An 18,702-nucleotide genomic window follows, 5' to 3' on the forward strand; every position below is an offset into this window, starting at 1 on the left:
TCCAGGTTCTCGGCAGCGGGGCGTTGGCGGTGCCCGCTCACTGCGGGGGGTTGCCGTGCTTGCGGGACGGCAGGTCGGCGTGCTTCGTACGGAGCATCGCGAGGGCCGAGACGAGGACCTCGCGGGTCTCGGCCGGGTCGATGACGTCGTCGACCAGACCGCGCTCCGCGGCGTAGTACGGGTGCATCAGCTCGGCCTTGTACTCCTTCACCATGCGTACGCGCATGGCCTCGGGGTCCTCGGCCTCGGCGATCTGCTTGCGGAAGATGACGTTGGCCGCGCCTTCCGCGCCCATCACCGCGATCTCGTTGGTCGGCCAGGCGAAGGTGAGGTCGGCGCCGATGGACTGCGAGTCCATGACGATGTAAGCACCCCCGTACGCCTTGCGCAGGATGAGCGAGATCCGCGGGACGGTGGCGTTGCAGTACGCGTAGAGCAGCTTCGCCCCGTGGCGGATGATGCCGCCGTGCTCCTGGTCGACGCCGGGCAGGAAGCCGGGTACGTCCAGCAGGGTCACGATCGGGATGTTGAAGGCGTCGCACATCTGCACGAAGCGCGCGGCCTTCTCGGACGCCTCGATGTCCAGGACGCCGGCGAGGGACTGCGGCTGGTTGGCGACGATGCCGACGACCTGGCCGTTCATCCGGGACAGCGCGCAGATGATGTTGGTGGCCCAGCGCTCGTGGATCTCCAGGAAGTCGCCGTCGTCGACGAGCTCCTCGATGACCTTGCGCATGTCGTACGGGCGGTTGCCGTCGGCCGGGACCAGGTCGAGCAGCACCTCGGAGCGGCGGTCGGCCGGGTCCTCGGACTCGGTGACCGGCGGGTTCTCGCGGTTGTTGGAGGGGAGCATCGCCAGCAGGTAGCGGACCTCGGCGATGCAGGTCTCCTCGTCGTCGTACGCGAAGTGCGCGACGCCCGAGGTCTCGGCGTGCACGTCCGCGCCGCCGAGTCCGTTCTGGGTGATCTCCTCGCCCGTGACCGCCTTGACGACGTCGGGTCCGGTGATGAACATCTGCGACGTCTCGCGGACCATGAAGACGAAGTCCGTGAGGGCGGGGCTGTAGGCGGCGCCGCCCGCGCACGGGCCGAGCATCACGCTGATCTGCGGGATGACACCCGACGCCTTGGTGTTGCGCTGGAAGATGCCGCCGTAACCGGCGAGCGCGGAGACGCCCTCCTGAATACGGGCGCCCGCGCCGTCGTTCAGCGAGACCAGCGGGGCGCCGGCCGAGATGGCCATGTCCATGATCTTGTGGATCTTGGTGGCGTGGGCCTCGCCCAAGGCGCCGCCGAAGATCCGGAAGTCGTGCGCGTACACGAAGACCGTGCGGCCATCGACGGTCCCCCAGCCGGTGATCACCCCGTCCGTGTACGGCTTCTTGGCCTCCAGGCCGAAGCCGGTGGCCCGGTGCCTGCGCAGCTGCTCGACCTCCCGGAACGAGCCCTCGTCGAGCAGCAGTGCGATCCGCTCGCGAGCGGTCAGCTTGCCCTTGGCGTGCTGTGCCTCGGTCGCGCGGTCGCTCGGCCCGTTCAGCGCCTGCCCCCGCAGCGAGTGCAATTCGGCCACGCGCCCACGGGCGTCGACTGGCTCACTCGGCGTCTGGTCCACAACGGTCATGTACTGACCCTACGAACATCGGACGGAAAAGCCGCCGTTGACTCCACACAGTCTCCTGCCCGGATTCCTGGTGGGGCTGGACAGAACCGGGGTGGGAGCGGGCCGATTCAACAGCCCCGGACACCTCGCGGTTGTGAGTTTCCTCCAGATGTCAGCGGGATGTCGGCCCACGGCCGACCAGGGGTCACATGTCGGTCACTGTGCGCTGAGCGTCAGGTTGTGAAGACTCGCAAACGATTGAGAGCGCTCTCAGCCGTATCCCTTGACGCGTCCGGGACACGTGACGAGAGTGGGGCGCAGACGCACGGCGCGCCCCCCACGTACCGCGCCGGACCGCGTTCCCCCCACGTTTCAGGAGAACATCCGTGATATCGCGCAGACTGTTTCTGACCGGCACGGCCGCTGCGGCCACGGCGCTCACCTACCCCGTCTGGGGAAGCGCTCTCAGCCCCCGCGCGTCGGCCGCCGCCGACACCTGTGAACTCGCCCTGGTGAACAAGTCGTTGCCCGGCTCGGTCAACGCCTACGTCACCGGCCACGAGCAGGGCACCGACCGCTGGGTGCTGCTCCGTGCCGACGGCAGCGTGTACAAGCCCGAGTCGCCCGCCGAGGCCAACACCCCGCTCCCGGTCGACTGCGCCATCCCGCTGGGTGCCGCGGGCGGCGCCGCCGTCACGCTGACGCTGCCTCAGATGTACGGCGCCCGCGTCTACTTCGTACGCGACGACACGCTGGACTTCTTCCTGAACCCGGGTCCGTCCCTGGTCGAGCCGGCGTTCGCGAGCGAGAACGACCCCAACTACGGCCGCACCTGGTCGTTCGCCGAGTTCACCTTCAACCCGCAGCAGCTGTACTCGAACATCAGCTACGTCGACCTGGTGACCGCGCTGCCCATCGGGATCACCCTGGAGGGCGACGCCAAGCACGAGGTCGCCCCGCTGCCCGAGGGCGCGCTCCAGAAGATCGCCGACGGTCTGACCGCGCAGGCGGCGGCCGACGGGCAGCCGTGGGACAAGCTGATCACGCGCGGCGCCGACGGCCAGGTCCTGCGGGTGATCGCGCCGCAGAACGCGATGGCGCCGTACTTCGACAGGCCCGACGAGATGCCCTTCCGGGACGTCTTCGACGGCTACATCGACCAGGTCTGGCAGAAGTACTCCGGCGAGGACCTCAAGATCGACCTCCAGGGCGGCCGCGGCGTGCTGGCCGGCCGGGTCAGCGGCGACACGCTCACCTTCGCCGGGGGGCACACCTTCTCCAAGCCGGTCTCGAAGGACATCTTCACCTGCAACCACGGCCCCTTCACCAACAACCCGGACGACTCGGACGACAAGAAGGCCCTCCTCGCCCGGCTGGCGGCCGGATTCAACCGCTCGACACTGCTCACCCACCCGGACCAGCCGAACGGCGCCACGGCGGCGGACTACTACAAGGACGCGTCCACCAACCACTGGGCGCGGGTGCTGCACGCCAACACTCCGATCGGGTACGCGTTCCCGTACGACGACGTACGGCCGGACGGTGAGCCCGACGTGTCCGGCGCGGCGCACGACGGCAACCCGGTGCGCTTCACCGTGTCGGTCGGTTCCTGAGGTCCGGATCGGGAAGACAGAATGGTGCCCCGTCGCATCTCCTCTTGAAGAGGGGGCGGCGGGGCACCGTCATGGGCGCTGAGGGTCACCCGATCGACGGAAGATGTTGAAACTTGTACGAGACAGGTCTAAGCTTTCCCTCGGTACTTGAAACCTAAACAAACGCCCCCCGGAGACACGCCATGGCACTGTTCAACCGCAAGTCCGAGAACGCCGCCGCCCCGGTCAACCCCGACCTGGCGCACCTGACCGGTGACTACACCATCGACCCTTCGCACAGCAGCATCGGCTTCACCGTGCGTCACGCGATGGTCACCAATGTCCGCGGCACGTTCAGCAAGCACGAGGGCACGCTGAGCCTGGACGGCTCGAAGCCGGAGAACTCCTCCGCGTCGATCGACGTGGAGATCGAGAGCATCGACACCGGCGCGCCCGACCGTGACGGTCACCTGCGCAGCGCGGACTTCTTCGACGCCGAGAAGTTCCCGAAGATGACCTTCCGCTCGACGGGTGCCGAGCAGGCGGGTGGCGACGACTACCGCATCACCGGTGAGCTCACCATCAAGGACGTCACCAAGCCGCTCACCATCGACCTGGAGTTCAACGGCCAGGCCACCGACCCGTACGGCAACGAGCGCGTCGGCTTCGAGGGCAGCGCCACCATCTCCCGCTCCGACTGGGGCCTGACCTGGAACGCGGCGCTGGAGTCCGGCGGTGTGGTCGTCAGCGACAAGGTGAAGCTGGTCTTCGACATCTCCGCGATCAAGAACCAGCCGCAGGCCGCCTGACCCTCACCGGAGCGTGGGCGGCGGAGCCGCCCGGGGGCATCGTCAGAATCCGCCCCCGTCGAATCCGCCGCCGCCTCCGAAGTCCCCTCCCCCGCCGAAACCGCCTCCGTCGAACCCGCCGCCCGAGCCGAAGTCACCGCCCGAGCCGCCGTCGTAACCGGTGTAGTCACCACCTCCGTAGTCCGCGGCGTAGGCGGGGGTGGCCAGGATCGAGCCGAGCATGGTGCCCACCAGCAGGCCGGGGAGCAGGCCGCCGCCGAAGTAGCCGCCCGCCCAGGGGCCGTACGCCGGCCCCGCGTCGTAGTACGGGCGCGGGCCGTGCTCGGTCTGCACCATCCGTGTCATAGGGTCGTCGCCGTGCTCCAGGCGCTCCGCGTCGGCCGCGCAGACGGGAATCGGACGGACGGTGCCGCCGGGCGGCGGTGACCAGTCCACGTCCTTCACCGACGGGCCGTGCCGGGGGTCGAAGAAGCAAGGGGAACGGCGTTCCGGAAGTGGTGTGCCCTCCCGCCGCGCGGCGAGCGAGGCGAGCGAGAAACGGCCGTCCGCCAGCGCCTCGGTCACCGGGCGCACATCCTCGGGGCGCTCGGCGGAGTCCATGAGGGACTTCGCCTTCTCGTACGCGTCCAGTCCCTGCTCGTAGTCGGTGCGCATCGCGTCGTCGGCGCCCTTCTCGCCGGGGTGGAAGTCGAGACGGTCGAGTTCCTCGCCGAAGGCGGTGATGTCCTCGTCCACGACCACCCGGAGCTTCTCCAGGGCCTCCTTGACGCGCGCCTCCTCACGGAGGCGGTTGCGGCGCAGTACCGCGTAGACACCGGCGCCGCCCAGGACGACGATGCCGCCGAGCGTGATCAGGCCCGTCGCGACGCTCCCGCCGTCGTCGGAGGACGTGTCCCAGCCGGCCGGGGCCTGGCCGCGCGACTCGGCGAGGGCCTGGTCCACGAAGTTGTTGAGCTCGGTCTTCGCCGAGACGGGGCCGGTGCCCCTCGCGCCGTCGGTGATCGTACGGACGGCGTTCGGCGGCAGGACACGGGCGTCCGCTGCGGCGTCGAACTTGTCGCCGAGGCGTACGGCGTACACACCGGACAGGCCGGTGTCGGTACGGAGCCTGTTCAGGAGCGTGTTGTCGGGGTTGAAGTCGGCGGACTGCGGCAGAACGGCGACGAAGACCGGCTTGTCGGCGTCCTTGATCTTCTTCGTCAGCGCGTCGGCGTCCGACCGGGAGAGCTGGTCGGTGGCGCGCGGGTCGACATAGACCGGGCCCTCCTTGAAGGCCTCGGCCACGGCATCGGGGCCGGTGGCTGCCTGCGCGCCCGGCGCCGCGACGACGGCGGCGCCCGTGAAGGCGAGCAGCAACCCGGACAGAGTGGTGAAGAGCCTCGTCCTCATGTCTTCGACGGTACCGGAGGGCGGCTGATCCGGAGTGGGCGAGATATGACGGAAGAAGAACGGCGGGGCGACGGGGCGGGACGAGTGACGCACCCGGGCGGGAGGCCCGGGTGCGTCACTCATGGGGGTACGGGGGTTCTGAGGGACGGCCCGTCTACTTCTGCTCGACCCGCACCCAGTCGATCTCCGCCTTCACACCGCCCTGCGCGACCCTGTCGACGCTGGACTGGGGCAGGCCCCAGTACGGCGTGGTGACCTGGTTGTGCCCGGCGGGGTAGGCGCCGCCCAGCGCCAGATTGAGGATCACGTACTGGTTGTGGTCGAAGACCCATTCCCCGCGGGTCGACTCCAGCTTCTGCCGCGACGTCGTCTGCACCACCCGGTCGTCGACGGTGAAGATCATCCCCTCCGGCGTCCACTCGACGGCGTAGGTGTGCCACTGGTCGACCCTGCCGCCGTTCGGGAAGGTCTGCGACTTGCCGATGTTGTCGGCGGCCGAGTAGCCGGGACCGTGCAGCGCGGTGCTCGTCCAGTCCGCGTAGCCGATGTTCTCCATGATGTCCGTCTCGCCCGAGCCCGGCCAGGACACGGACGGGTCGTCGACGTCGCTGCCCAGCAGCCAGAACGCCGGCCAGAAGCCGTCGCCGACGGGGAGCCTCATACGGGCGCTGACCTTGCCGTACGTGAAGTCGAACTTGGTGTTGGTGTCGACGCGGCCGGAGGTGAAGTCGTACGTGCCGCCGCCCGGCACCGTGGTGCACCCCTTGCAGTACTTGGACTCCAGGACGAGCGCCCCGTTCTGGGTCTTGATGTTGTCCGGCGAGTCGACGTACGCCTGCGCCTCGCCGTTGACGGAGCCCATCTCCTGGCCGGTGCGGACCACGCGCCACTTGGCGCGGTCGAGGCCGGAGCCCGTGAAGTCGTCGAAGAAGGTCTGGCGGTAGGCGCCGCCCGGGTTCTGCGGCAGTGCGGGGTACGCCGCCGCCGCGCTGCCGCCGGTGCCCCAGACCTGGAACTCGTACAGCGAGTAGCCGAACTGCGCCGTCGACGGCGCCGGGTTGTAGAAGGAGCGGCGCTCCTTGCCCAGCATCCGCACGTAGCGGCCGTTCGCCGGCGTCGGCAGGTCGACCGTGTCGTGCCTGCCGACCGCCTCCGCCGGTGACTTGACGTTCGCCCGCCGCTCGGCGATCTGCGCGGCCGAAGGGCGGTACACGGTGCGCCAGTTGCGGTTGTCGTCGGAGACCTGGAGCTCGAAGTCGACCGCGTACGCCGCCTCCCAGTACAGGTCCACGGACTGGATCGTGGACGGGGCGCCGAGGTCCACGCCGACCCAGCGGTTCTGGTTCCAGTCGCTGGACCAGCGGGACTGGTCGGCCTTGAGGTCGGCCGGCCAGCCGCCGTCGGTGACGAACGCCGGTGAGTTGCCCGCGTGCTGGTAGAGGTCGCCGTACGCGGGGTGGTTCAGCGCCAGGTTGCTGCGCGTCGTGGAGGCGGGGGCGGGTTCGCCGCCGAAGACCTGGAAGGAGAAGAGGGAGTAGCCCCAGGGGGTGCCGCGCTCGATGCCGCGCATCCGGACGTAGCGTCCGGTGGCCTCCTGCGGGTATGTGTGCGCGGTGACGGTGCCGCCCGTGCCCTCGTTCTCGGTGTAGAAGTCGGTCCAGTCGGTGCCGTTCCGGGAGATCTCCAGGACGTACTGCTTCCCGAAGGCGGCCTCCCATTCGAGCTTGACCTGGCTGACGCGGATGACGCCGCCGAGGTCGACCTGGATCCAGGCGTTGTTGGCGAAGTCGCTCGCCCACCGGGTGGTGGGGTTGTTGTCGAAGGCGGCGGTCGCGGGGGTGCCTGCGTTCTCCACGCCGGAGGTGGTGACGGCCGCCGGTCTGGCCGCGACGGCTTCCGCGGCGCGGTCGGTGTTCCACGCCGCGACGGCGCGGACGGCGGGCGGCTGCGGCGGTGCGGCGACGGCGAGCGGCGCCGCCAGCGCGAGCAGGGCGAGGGTGGTCGTCGCGAGTAAGGACGTACGTGGGGGCATCGTTGACTCCGTTGGCGATACGGGTGAATGGAGCGATGTCCGTACGGGGGTGTTACCGCGAGTGGTGCGTGGCGTGCGTGGTGCGTGGCGTGCCTGCGGGCGGACGGCCCCGCCGCCGCCCTCGGCGGCTCTGGTGGCCGGGGCGGGAGCGGGACCTGGGTCCGGTGGGACCTATCGCGCCTCGCGGGTGAGTCCGATCGTGTCGCGGTACCACTTGGCGCTGTCCTTGAGGGTCCTGACCTGGGTGTCGTAGTCGACGCGGACAATGCCGAAGCGCTTGTCGTAGCCGTACGCCCACTCGAAGTTGTCCATCAGCGACCAGGCGAAGTAGCCGCGTACGTCGGCGCCCTGTGCGCGCGCCTCGGCCACGGCCGCGAGGTGGTCCGCGAGATACGCGGTCCGGTCCGTGTCCGGGACGGAGCCGTCGGCGGCGACGGTGTCGTCGAAGGCCGCTCCGTTCTCGGTGATCACGGTGGGAATTGCGTAGTCCTCCTGGAGACGCAGGAGGAGGTCGGTGAGTTCGGTCGGCGTGATCTCCCAGTCCATGGCGGTACGGGGCAGGTCACGGGGCACGGCGCGGGTGACGGGCAGCCCGTCGTCGTCCAGCGGGGAGCCGCTCTCGGTGACACCGGAGAAGAGGGCTCCCCGGTAGAAGTTGACGCCGAGGACGTCCAGCGGATTGGCGATGATCTCCAGGTCGCCGTCCTGGACGGGGAGTTCGGCGCCGCGCAGCGCCAGGTCGGCGACGACGTCCTCGGGGTAGCGGCCGTGCACGAGCGGGTCCAGGTAGAGGCGCCGGCCCTGGCCGTCGGCGCGGCGGCAGGCCTCGCGGTCCGCCTCGCTGTCGGTCTCGGGCGTGGCCGTGCCGAGGTTGAGGGTGATGCCGAGTTCGAGCGGGTTGTCGCCCGCGGCGTCGCGGATGCGCCGTGAGGCGAGTCCGTGGCCGAGCAGGAGATGGTGGACGGCGCGGATCGAGTCGCCGAAGTCCTTGCGGCCGGGGGCGTGGACGCCCACGTCGTAACCGAGGACCGCCGAGCACCAGGGCTCGTTCAGCGTGGTCCAGTGCTCGACGCTGTCGCCGAGCGCGTCGTACGCGAGCGCCGCGTAGTCGGCGAAACGGTAGGCCGTGTCACGGGCCGGCCAGCCGCCCGCGTCCTCCAACTCCTGCGGCAGGTCCCAGTGGTAGAGCGTGATCCACGGAGTGATGTTCTTCCCGTGCAGCTCGTCGACGAGCCGCTTGTAGAAGTCCAGACCCTTGGCGTTGGCCGGCCCGCGCCCGCCGGGCTGGATGCGCGGCCAGGCGAGCGAGAAGCGGTACGTGTCCACGCCCAGGCCCGCGATCAGCTCCACGTCCTGCGGCATCCGGTGGTAGTGGTCGCAGGCCACGTCGCCGTGCTCACCGCCTTCCACGGCACCCGGGACCCGGCAGAAGGTGTCCCAGATCGAGGGGGTCCTGCCGTCCTCGGCGGCCGCTCCCTCGATCTGGTAGGCGGAGGTGGCGACGCCCCAACGGAAGTCGGCAGGCAGGCCCTTGAGCGCCGCGGCGGGGCGGGCGAGGTCCTGGATGGGGGTGGCGTTCATGGGTCTCCTGGTTCGTGGGTGAGCGCACGGCGCGGGCGACGGCGCGGGCGCGTGGAGCACGAGGCGTGGCGTGGCATGGCGTGCTGTGCGTGGGGGGGACGTCCGTGGTCTCAGCCGGAGCGGGCGGCCGATGTGTCCCCCGCCGATTCCTTGGCGCCGGCCCCGGGTTCGGCCCGGCTCTCGGGCTCGGCCCCGTTCTCGGGCTCGGGCTCCCGCTCGGCTTCCGGCCCCGCGCCCGCCACGGACGCCGGGGCGGGATCCGCGGCGTCACCCGGGGCGGAGTGGTGCAGCCAGCAGGCCACGGTGCGTTCGGGCGCCCCGTCCGGCGCGGCCAGCACCGGTACGTGCTCGGCGCACGGGTCGAACGCCTTGCCGCAGCGCGGATGGAAGGCGCAGCCGGCCGGCATCGCCGTCAGGTGCGGCGGTGAACCGGGGATGCCCGTCAGCTCCCTGCGGGGCCCGTGCAGCGCGGGGAAGGAGTGGAGCAGCCCGTCGCTGTAGGGGTGGCGCGGGTCGCGGTAGATCTCGGCGGCACCCGCCTCCTCGACGATCCGGCCGCCGTACATGATCGCGATCCGGTCCGAGAACTCGATCAGCAGCGAGATGTCGTGGGTGATGAAGACGACCGAGAAGCCGAGCTTCTCGCGGAGCGCGACGAGCTTGCGCAGGATCTGACGCTGCATCACCACGTCGAGTGCGGTGGTCGGTTCGTCCATGATGACGATCTCGGGCTCCAGCGCGAGCGCCATCGCGATCATCACGCGCTGGCGCATGCCGCCTGAGAGCTGGTGCGGGAACGCGCCGAGCCGGTCGCGGGAGATCCCCACCAGGTTCAGCAGTTCCTCCGCCCGCCCGGTGCGCTCGGCCGACCTCATCTCCGGACGGTGCGCCTTGAGCACATCGGTGAGCTGACTGTGCACCGTGTGCACGGGGTTGAGGGAGTTCATCGCGCCCTGGAAGACGATCGACAACTCCTGCCAGCGGAAGGCGCGCAGCTCCTGCGGCGTGAGCGTCAGCAGGTCCACGGGGGCCGCGTCGTCCCCCGGCGGGTGGTAGTGGACGTCGCCGCCGGTGATCACGCCGGGCGGCGAGAGCAGCCGGGTCACGGCGTAGGCGAGCGTGGACTTGCCCGAGCCCGACTCGCCGGCCAGGCCGAGTACCTCGCCGCGGTGCAGGGTCAGGTCGATGTCGCGCAGCGCGTGGACCGCGCCGGGGCCGGTGCCGTAATCGACATTGAGGCCGCTGATGGTGAGGACGGGGCGACCGGTCGTCATGAGCGGGGCTCCTTGCAGGGCGTGCGGTCGGGTGTCGCCTCGGCCGGCGCGGCCCCCTTCGTCGGGGCGGACCCGTTCGTACGGTCCGTACGCGCCACCGGCGTGAAGCCGACCCGCATCCGGATCTTCCGCGACGAGCCGGTCTCGGTGCGCAGCCGCGGGTTCACGAACTCGTCGATGCCGAAGTTGATCAGCGCGAGCGCGGTGCCGAGCAGGGCGATGCAGAGCCCGGCGGGCACGAACCACCACCACGCGCCCTGCGCGAGGGCCTGGTTGGACTGCGCCCAGAACAGGACGGTGCCCCAGTTCCAGTTGGAGATGTCCGCGACGCCGATGAAGGCGAGGGTGATCTCAAGGAGGACGGCGAAGATGACGGTGCCGATGAAGCCGGACGCGATCACGGCGGTGAGGTTCGGCATGATCTCGAAGCCGATGATCCGCCACGTCGGTTCGCCGGTGGCTCTCGCCGCCTCGACGTAGTCGCGCCGTCGCAGCGAGAGCGTCTGGGCACGCAGCACCCGCGCTCCCCACGCCCACGACGTGAAGGCGATCACGACGGCGATCAGCAGGTCGCCCGCGTCCGAGACGAAGCTGGCGATGATGATGATCAGCGGCAGCGCCGGAATGACGAGGAAGATGTTGGACAGGGCCGAGAGGATCTCGTCCAGGACGCCGCCGAGGAATCCGGAGGTGACGCCGACCAGCACCGAGAGCACCGTCGCGAAGAATCCGGCGACGAAGCCCACCAGGAGCACGCCCCGGGTGCCGACGAGGATCTGCGACAGCACGTCCTGACCGGTCTGGGTGGTGCCGAACCAGTGGTCGCCCGACGGCGGCTGGAGCAGCTTGTCGCTCATCATGTCGGGGTCGTACGGGGCGATCCACGGCCCGATGATCGCGAGCAGCGTGAAGAACCCCAGGATCGAGATCCCGGTGAGGGTCTTGCCGCCGCGCAGGAAGCGCAGTCTGGCTCGCTTGGAGGGGGTGGGCGCCGGAGCCGCGTCGAGTACGGCGACCTCTGTCGCGGGGATGGACATGGCTCAGGCCTCCTTCCGGGTACGCGGGTCGAGGAACAGATAGACCATGTCCGCGAGGAGATTCGCCGCGAGCACGGAGAGCGTGATGATCAGGAAGACGCCCTGCATCAGCGGATAGTCCTTCGCGCCGACCGCCTGGAAGAGCTGGTAGCCGATGCCCGGATAGGAGAAGACCATCTCCACCAGCAGCGTGCCGCCGACGATGAAGCCCAGGGAGAGCGCGAAGCCGGAGATGTTGGGGAGGATCGCGTTGCGCGCGGCGTACGAGAACATCACGCGGCGCTCGGAGAGCCCCTTGGCCTGCGCGACCATGACGTAGTCCTCGGACGAGACGGTCACCATCATGTTGCGCATGCCGAGGATCCAGCCGGCGATGGCGCTGAGGATGATCGTGACGCCGGGCAGGAAGCCGTGGTACAGCGCGCTGGAGATGAACGGCACGTCGAACGCGGGCACCAGCGAGCTGTCGTAACCGCCGGCCGCCGGGAAAATCGGCCACTTCACGGCGAACAGGGCGATGGCGATGAGCCCGAGCCAGAAGTACGGGATCGAGGAGATGAACGTCGTGACGGGCAGCAGGCTGTCCATCCACGACCCGCGCCGCCAGCCGCTGTAGACCCCGATGCCGGTGCCGAGCAGGAAGCTGATCAGGGTGGTGAGGCCGACCAGCACCAGCGTCCAGGGCAGCGACTGCGAGATGACCTCGCTGACGGGCGTCGGGAAGAAGGTGAAGGAGAGCCCGAGGTCGCCCTGGAAGAGCTGGCCCCAGTAATCGGTGTACTGCTGCCAGAGCGAACGTTCCTTGTCGAGGCCGAAGAGGGCCTTGAGGGAGGTGATCGCGCTGGTGTCGAGCTGGCCCTGGAAGCGGGCGATCAGGGCCTGGACCGGGTCGCCGGGCATCAGCCGCGGGATCAGGAAGTTGATGGTGATCGCCGCCCACGCCGTGATGACGTAGAAGAGGATCCGCTGGAGGACGAACTTCACTTCGCCGCCACCTCCTTCGTGCTCGCGGGCGCGCCGGGGACGGCCGTGGTGACGGGGCGGTCCTCGTACAGCCAGCACGCCGCCCACTGGCCGTCGTCGAGTTCGAAGCGCGGCGGCAGTTGGGTGCGGCAGCGCTCCATCGCCTTGGGACAGCGGGGGTGGAAGCGGCAGCCCCCTGGCGGGGAGATGAGTGAAGGGGGCTCGCCGCTTCCGGTCTCTTCCTGGTCCTCCTCGTCCGCGATCCGGTCGGGGTCGGGGGCCGAGGCGATCAGCAACTGGGTATAAGGGTGCGCGGGTTGCTGGGTGACGGTCTCGCTGTCGCCGCCCTCCACGATCCGGCCCGCGTACATCACCAGGGTCGTGTCCGCGAAGTACCGCGCGGACGCGATGTCGTGCGTGATGTAGAGGATCGCGAGGTGCAGGCGCTCCTTGAGGTCACGCAGCAGGTTGAGTACGCCGAGCCGGATCGAGACGTCCAGCATGGAGACGGGCTCGTCGGCGAGGAGCACCTTGGGGTCGGCGCCCAGCGCCCGCGCAATGGCGACGCGCTGGCGCTGGCCGCCGGAAAGCTCGTGCGGGAACTTGTCCAAGTACTGAGAAGGGGGCAGGAGTTGGACTCGCTCCAGCAGTTCGCACGCCTCCGCCTCGGTGGCCTGCTTGCCATGGATCTTCAGCGAGCGGGTGAGGTGGTAGCGCACCGTGTGTACGGGATTGAGCGAGGCGAACGGGTCCTGGAAGATCAGCTGGACCTGTTTCACGTACGCCCGGAAGGACCGGCCGCGACCCGCCTTGACCGGGGTGCCGCCGAGCCGTATCTCACCCGCGGTGAGCGGATACAGCTGTGACAGCAGCCGGGCCACCGTCGACTTGCCCGACCCCGACTCACCGACCAGTGCCGTGACGCTGCCGCGCCGCAGGCGCAGCGAGACGTCGTCGACGGCGTGGACGGTGCGGCGCCGGCGGGCGACGAGGTCGCCGACGGTCCGTCTGACGGGGAAGTGCTTGGTGACGCCGCGCGCTTCGAGCACGATGTCGCTGTCGTGAACGGTGCCGCCGTCCGGTGTGGTGCCGGAGTCGACAGCCGTGCCGCCGTCCGGAACGGTGCCGGAGTCGACAGCGGTGCCGCTGTCGGGAGCGGGGTCTCGGTCGTGGTTGGTCATCGGCCGGCCTCGTTACTTCGCGGGCTTGAGGTGCAGTACGACATCCAGCGCGTTCGGCTGGGTCGGCTGCGGCGGGCCGTACGGGTCGGCCTCGGTGGGCCAGCCCACCCAGTTCTTCGTGGAGTACTCCGCACCGATGGGCGCCGCCGCCGTCGGGATCATCGGGACCTCGTCGACCATGATCTTCTGGAGGGTGTTCAGCGCGGTGGTGCGCGCCGAGTCCTCCGTCGCGTTCGCGTACTCCTTCAGCGCCTTGGTCGCCGCGGGGTTGTCGAACCGGCCGAAGTTGCCGAGCGGGGCGTTCTTGCCGATGGGCTGGAGCAGCGCGCCGTCCATGATGTTCTGGTACATGTCGTACGGCGTGGCACCGGAGTTGGTCCAGTGCAGCGTGGCGTCGAAGTTGCCGTTGCCGACGTCGGCGGTCCACGCCTCGGCGGTCTGCGTCTTGACCTTCGCCTCGATACCCAGGGGCTTGATGTTGTCCTTGATGATGGACAGGCCCGTGATGTAGTCGTTCCAGCCGGCGGGGTCGGTGAAGGTCAGCTTCACGGCCTTGCCGTCCGGGTCCTTCAGGGTGCTGCCGTCGAGCGTGTAACCGGCCTCGTCCAGGACCTTCTTCGCGCCGGCGACGTCGGGCTTGATGGTGACGCCCTTGTACTCGGGGGCGAGGAACGACTCACCGGCGGGCAGCGGGATGCCGGTCGGGTTGGTGATCTCCGGGTAGAGCGTGGCCTGTGCCTGGATGTGGATCGCCTTGCGGTCGATCACCATGGCCATCGCCTTGCGCAGCGCCGGGTCACCGAGCGGGCCCTTGGTGGTGTTGAACCACAGGCCGTGGATGCCGAGGCCGGAGGGGAACCAGAGCTTGTTGTTCTTGGGGTCCTTGGCGACGTACAGCTGCTTGTAGTTCGGCATGAACACGAACGACCACTCGGCCTTGCCGTTGGCGAGTGCGGTGGTCTGCGCGCTGTTGTCGTTGTACGAGGTGAAGCGGAGCTCCTTCACCTGCGTCTTGCCCTTCCAGTAGGAGGACGTGGTGTCGAGCGTGGTGGTCTGCGGTGTGAACGTCTTGAGCTTGTACGGCCCCGAGCCGACCGGCTCGCGGTTGGGCCACGTCGCCGGGTCCTTGACCTTCTCCCAGATGTGCTTCGGCACGACGAAAGTCGTGGTGATCTTGTTCTGGTTGACGTACTGCGATTCCTTGAAGGTGAGGACGACCTTGCCGCCCTCCACGGCTATGCCGTCGTAGGGCACGCCGTTGCCGTTGAGCGCCGGGTACTTCTTGATCAGCTCGAAGGTGTACGCCACGTCCTCGGCGGTCAGCTTCTTGCCGTCCGACCACTTCGCCCGCTCGTCGATCGTGAAGGTGACCTTGGTGAAGTTCGACTCCCACTTCCAGTCGCTCGCCAGCCAGGGCTTGCCCTTCTCGCTGGGGCGGACCTGGTTGTTCATCACCAGGGGCTCGTAGATCATGTAGCGGTAGCCCAGCGACGCGCCGGCGGAGGTGCCGAGGAACGGGTTGCTGTTGTTGGTCTGCGGGCCGTTCGGCATACCGATGGTGAGGACGCCGGAGGCGCCGCCTGATGACCGGTTGGCATCCGAGTTGGCCGAGGAACATCCGGCGGCGAGCGCGGCCACGACGGTGGCGGCGGCAAGCGCCCGGAGCTTGCGGTGTGCGGACATGGCGACTCCAGAAAGGGAATGCAGCTCTGTGGGACGGCTGGCCCGTGGAACTGGGGGCCTGAGGACCGGGTGTGGTGCGTTACCAGGTGCTGGGTGCGGGTGTGCCGGGGTGACGCTCTTGCCGGTGACGCGGCTGTTGCCGGGTACGCCGGTGGTGCCGGTAGTGCCGGTGGTGCCGGGTGGTGCCGGTAGTGCGGCTCTTGCTGGTGGTGCTGTTCTGACGGTGCGGCAGGTGGTGCGAACCTGAGTCCGGGCTACGCCGGTACGGAGTCGACGGGCACGGCGCCCGGCGGACGCGCAGCGGAACTCCCCGCCGTGGCCGACGAGTTGCGCGCCGAGTTCGCCGCGGCCAGCGGCGCCGACTGCCGTACGACCAACTCGGTCGGAAGAACGACCGGTTCGTCCGGCGCGGTCTTCCCTCCCAGGTGCCCGAGCAGCATCAGCGCCGCCGTCTCCCCCATCCGCCGGGTGGGCTGACGGACGGTGGTCAGGGGCGGTTCGGTGTGCTGGGCCATCGGGATGTCGTCGAACCCGACCACGGCGATGTCGTCCGGCACCGACCGCCCCGCCGCGCGCAGCGCCCTCAGCGCCCCCGCGGCGCTGATGTCGTTGTGCGCGAAGACGGAGTCGAACGGGGTCCCGGCGCTGAGGAGTTGCTCCACGGCGAGACGTCCGGAGAGCTCCGTGAAGTCCCCCACGGCGACCAGGTCGGTCGGCAGGATCTCGCGGAAGCCGCCGAGCCGGTCGCGTACGCAGCCGAACTGCGCCGGCCCCGTGATGACCAGGGGTCTGCTGCGTCCGTCGGCCAGCAGGTGGCGGGCGGCGGACGCACCTCCTTCGTGGTTGGTGGTCACGACGGAGGGGAAGTCGTCGGGGTGGCTGCCGCGGTCGTCGATCAGCACGACGGGCAGACCCTTGTGACTGAGGGCGATGATCTTGTCGAGCGTGTTCTCGGGCTCGACGACCAGCAGTCCGTCGAAGGCCCGCGCGGAGACCTGGGTGGTGAAGCGCTCGACCGAGTCCGCGCCGCGGTTGAAGGTGAAGAGCAGCAGGCCGTAGCCGGCGGCCTCCACCGTGTCGACGACGCCCTGCAGGACTTCGCCCATCCACGGCCAGGTCAGCGAGGGCACCAGCATCCCGACCGTACGGCTGCTGCCGCGGGCCAGTCCGACGGCGCCCGAGCTGGGCACGTATCCAAGAGATGCGATCACTTCTCGGACTCGGGCGGCCGTTCCGCCGTCGACCTCACCCTTGGTGTTGATGACCCGGGACACGGTCGTCTTGCTGACACCGGCCGCGCGGGCGACATCGGCAATGGTGACACGCATCGGAGGGCCTCCGAATCGTTGGCTGGAACCGGTTCCGGTACCGGTACCGGAACCGGTTCCAATGTGAGCGGTGAGTTAACCGGTCCAGACCAACACCGTCAAGACTTCACACCGAAATTACTCGGGAGGCGACTCCTGGGGAGCGAGAGGGGGTTATGCGTTCAGGTTCTGAATGTTCAATCCCTTGACTGGAGTTCACATCGGAGTTCACTCTCGCCTCACGATCCATGGAAGACCCCCCACCCCTCTGGCAGGAAGGGCAGCTCCCCATGATCAGACCGAGTGGCACCAGGCGGCGGCTGACGAGGTTGCTCCTCGTCGGTGTGCTGACGACCGCCGGCCTCACCGGCGTCTCCGCGGGTACGGCGCAGGCCGCGGGCGAGCAGGTGAACATCTGGCTCACGACCACCAGCGACGGTGGCGGGCGCACCGTGACCCGGGGCCTCCAGCAGCAGACCCCCGTCAACTTCCAGCCGGGCAACGGCGGCAGCGGCACGAACATCACCGTCGACGAGAACACCAAGTACCAGACCTTCACGGGCGGCGGCGCCTCGTTCACGGATACGGCCGCCTGGCTGATGAAGGGCAGCGGGGCGCTCTCTCAGGCCACCCGGGACGACACGATGCGCAAGCTCTTCTCGCCGACCGACGGCATCGGGCTCTCGTTCATCCGCAACCCGCTGGGCGGCTCCGACCTCGCGCGGTTCGGCTACACCTTCAGCGACATGCCGGCCGGCCAGACCGACCCCGATCTGTCGGAATTCTCGATCGCACATGATCTCCAGGACGTGCTGCCGCTGACGAAGCAGGCGAAGCAGCTCAACCCGGCGCTGACGACGATGGCGTCGCCCTGGACCGCCCCGGCGTGGATGAAGGACAACGGCCAGCTCAACGGAGGCTGGCTGAAGGCGGAGAACTACGGTGTCTACGCCGACTACTTCGTCAAGTACCTTCAGGCGTACCGCGATCAGGGCGTCCCGATCGACTACGTCTCGGCGCAGAACGAGCCGACCTGCTGCTCCTCGTACCCGTCCATGAGCTGGAACGCCTCGGGTCTCGCGTACTTCACGAAGGCCGAGCTGCTGCCCGGCCTCCAGGCGGCCGGCCTGCCCACCAAGGTCATGGCGCACGACTGGAACTGGGACACCTACGACACGTACGCGGCGGAGACCGTGAACGACGCGGCGATCCGCAGCCACCCCAACTTCGGCGGCATCGCCTGGCACGGCTACGGCGGCGACGTCAACAAGCAGACGCAGGTGCACAACCAGTACCCGCAGCTGGACGCCTTCCAGACCGAGCACTCCGGCGGCACCTGGATCGGCAATCAGCAGACCGAGGACATGTCCAACATCATCAACTACACCCGCAACTGGGCGAAGTCGGTGACCAAGTGGTCCCTGGCGGTGGACCAGAACCGCGGTCCGCACAACGGCGGCTGCGGCACCTGCGACGGGCTGATCACCGTCAACAACGGCGGCGCGCAGCACGGTCAGGTGAAGTACAACATCGAGTACTACACGATGGGGCACCTCACCAAGTTCGTGACGCCGGGCGCGCACCGCATCGAGTCGAGCGCGAGCACCACCGTGCCCAACGTGGCCTGGCAGAACCCGAACGGCTCCAAGGCGCTGATCGCGTACAACGAGGCGTCGCAGGCGCGGGAGATCCGGGTCAACTGGGGCGGCCAGAACTTCGTCTACTCACTGCCCGGCAAGACGTCGGCCACCTTCACCTGGGCCGGCGGCCAGTCGGGCGGCGGTGGCGGCACCGCCGGCACCCTGGACGGTCTCGGCGGCAAGTGCCTCGACGTGGCCGGCGGGAGCAGCGCCAACGGTACGGCGGTCCAGCTCTGGGACTGCAACGGCTCCGCGGCACAGCGCTGGACGATCGGCGGCGACGGCTCGGTGCGCACGCTCGGCAAGTGCCTCGACGTCGCGGCGGCGTCGACCGCCGACGGAGCAAAGGTACAGCTGTACGACTGCAACGGCTCCGGGGCGCAGCAGTGGAGATACGAGTCCGGCAGCGGTGATCTGGTGAACGCTCCGGCCGACAAGTGCCTCGACATCACCGGCAATTCGTCCGCGAACGGGGCGAAGGCGCAGCTGTGGAGCTGCACCGGGGCGGCCAACCAGAAGTGGCGGCTCCAGGCGTAGGGGACGGTCGGTGACCCGTTCCACGCGTACGGGGTGCCCGTGACCGGGCGGTCACGGGCACCCCGTACGTACGTATG

Annotated in this window: 12 protein-coding genes and 1 pseudogene; 3 read left to right on the plus strand and 10 right to left on the minus strand. The window is 69.2% G+C overall.

The window, feature by feature from the left end; genetic code table 11:
* Positions 1–37: 37 nt before the first annotated feature.
* Positions 38–1,621 (minus strand): acyl-CoA carboxylase subunit beta, encoded by a 1,584-nt coding sequence (locus tag OIE74_RS10415; RefSeq protein WP_329381060.1) that lies wholly within the window; start codon positions 1,619–1,621, stop codon positions 38–40.
* Positions 1,622–1,986: 365 nt separating this feature from the next.
* On the opposite strand from OIE74_RS10415, the gene OIE74_RS10420 reads away from it, so the two are divergent.
* Positions 1,987–3,213 (plus strand): glycoside hydrolase family 64 protein, encoded by a 1,227-nt coding sequence (locus OIE74_RS10420; RefSeq protein ID WP_329381063.1) that lies wholly within the window; start codon positions 1,987–1,989, stop codon positions 3,211–3,213.
* A gap of 182 nt (positions 3,214–3,395) precedes the next feature.
* Positions 3,396–4,001 (plus strand): YceI family protein, encoded by a 606-nt coding sequence (locus OIE74_RS10425; RefSeq protein WP_329381065.1) that lies wholly within the window; start codon positions 3,396–3,398, stop codon positions 3,999–4,001.
* A 42-nt stretch (positions 4,002–4,043) separates the two neighbouring features.
* On the opposite strand, the gene OIE74_RS10430 is transcribed toward OIE74_RS10425, so the two are convergent.
* The 9 genes and pseudogenes from OIE74_RS10430 to OIE74_RS10470 all read right to left on the minus strand — a co-directional run.
* Entirely contained in the window at positions 4,044–5,390 is a 1,347-nt protein-coding gene (locus tag OIE74_RS10430) for a hypothetical protein (RefSeq protein WP_329381067.1), read from the minus strand.
* A 154-nt stretch (positions 5,391–5,544) separates the two neighbouring features.
* Positions 5,545–7,422 (minus strand): discoidin domain-containing protein, encoded by a 1,878-nt coding sequence (locus tag OIE74_RS10435; RefSeq protein ID WP_329381070.1) that lies wholly within the window; start codon positions 7,420–7,422, stop codon positions 5,545–5,547.
* A 171-nt stretch (positions 7,423–7,593) separates the two neighbouring features.
* A complete protein-coding gene (locus OIE74_RS10440) occupies positions 7,594–9,003 on the minus strand; it encodes a GH1 family beta-glucosidase (protein WP_329381073.1) in 1,410 nt (469 codons plus the stop codon).
* Positions 9,004–9,113: 110 nt separating this feature from the next.
* Positions 9,114–10,277: an ABC transporter ATP-binding protein gene (locus tag OIE74_RS10445; protein ID WP_329381075.1), complete on the minus strand. Its 1,164-nt coding sequence runs from the start codon at positions 10,275–10,277 to the stop codon at positions 9,114–9,116.
* Positions 10,274–11,314: an ABC transporter permease gene (locus OIE74_RS10450; RefSeq protein ID WP_329381077.1), complete on the minus strand. Its 1,041-nt coding sequence runs from the start codon at positions 11,312–11,314 to the stop codon at positions 10,274–10,276. The genes OIE74_RS10445 and OIE74_RS10450 overlap by 4 nt, the downstream gene beginning before the upstream one ends.
* A 3-nt stretch (positions 11,315–11,317) precedes the next feature.
* Positions 11,318–12,298 carry an ABC transporter permease gene (locus OIE74_RS10455; protein WP_329381080.1) on the minus strand — a complete coding sequence of 327 codons (981 nt, stop codon included), beginning with the start codon at positions 12,296–12,298 and terminating at the stop codon, positions 11,318–11,320.
* The gene (locus OIE74_RS10460) at positions 12,295–13,458 is read right to left on the minus strand and encodes an ABC transporter ATP-binding protein (RefSeq protein WP_329381083.1); all 1,164 of its coding nucleotides are present in this window, start codon (positions 13,456–13,458) and stop codon (positions 12,295–12,297) included. The genes OIE74_RS10455 and OIE74_RS10460 overlap by 4 nt, the downstream gene beginning before the upstream one ends.
* Positions 13,459–13,470: 12 nt before the next feature.
* The gene (locus OIE74_RS10465) at positions 13,471–15,141 is read right to left on the minus strand and encodes an ABC transporter substrate-binding protein (RefSeq protein WP_329381085.1); all 1,671 of its coding nucleotides are present in this window, start codon (positions 15,139–15,141) and stop codon (positions 13,471–13,473) included.
* Positions 15,142–15,494: 353 nt separating this feature from the next.
* A pseudogene (locus OIE74_RS10470) lies at positions 15,495–16,469 on the minus strand (LacI family DNA-binding transcriptional regulator); the annotation flags it as partial.
* Between the two features lie 269 nt (positions 16,470–16,738).
* Here OIE74_RS10470 and OIE74_RS10475 point away from each other — a divergent pair.
* Positions 16,739–18,625, plus strand: a complete 1,887-nt coding sequence (locus OIE74_RS10475; RefSeq protein WP_329381088.1) for a ricin-type beta-trefoil lectin domain protein — start codon at positions 16,739–16,741, stop codon at positions 18,623–18,625.
* Positions 18,626–18,702: the final 77 nt, after the last annotated feature.

The sequence above is a fragment of the Streptomyces sp. NBC_01716 genome (assembly GCF_036248275.1).
GTDB lineage: Bacteria > Actinomycetota > Actinomycetes > Streptomycetales > Streptomycetaceae > Streptomyces.

Excerpts from the sequence above, each read along its gene's own strand:
- OIE74_RS10415 (WP_329381060.1), bottom strand. The coding sequence starts at position 1,621 with ATGACCGTTGTGGACCAGACGCCGAGTGAGCCAGTCGACGCCCGTGGG.
- OIE74_RS10425 (WP_329381065.1), top strand. The coding sequence starts at position 3,396 with ATGGCACTGTTCAACCGCAAGTCCGAGAACGCCGCCGCCCCGGTCAAC.
- OIE74_RS10430 (WP_329381067.1), bottom strand. The coding sequence starts at position 5,390 with ATGAGGACGAGGCTCTTCACCACTCTGTCCGGGTTGCTGCTCGCCTTC.
- OIE74_RS10435 (WP_329381070.1), bottom strand. The coding sequence starts at position 7,422 with ATGCCCCCACGTACGTCCTTACTCGCGACGACCACCCTCGCCCTGCTC.
- OIE74_RS10440 (WP_329381073.1), bottom strand. The coding sequence starts at position 9,003 with ATGAACGCCACCCCCATCCAGGACCTCGCCCGCCCCGCCGCGGCGCTC.
- OIE74_RS10445 (WP_329381075.1), bottom strand. The coding sequence starts at position 10,277 with ATGACGACCGGTCGCCCCGTCCTCACCATCAGCGGCCTCAATGTCGAT.
- OIE74_RS10450 (WP_329381077.1), bottom strand. The coding sequence starts at position 11,314 with ATGTCCATCCCCGCGACAGAGGTCGCCGTACTCGACGCGGCTCCGGCG.
- OIE74_RS10460 (WP_329381083.1), bottom strand. The coding sequence starts at position 13,458 with ATGACCAACCACGACCGAGACCCCGCTCCCGACAGCGGCACCGCTGTC.
- OIE74_RS10465 (WP_329381085.1), bottom strand. The coding sequence starts at position 15,141 with ATGTCCGCACACCGCAAGCTCCGGGCGCTTGCCGCCGCCACCGTCGTG.
- OIE74_RS10475 (WP_329381088.1), top strand. The coding sequence starts at position 16,739 with ATGATCAGACCGAGTGGCACCAGGCGGCGGCTGACGAGGTTGCTCCTC.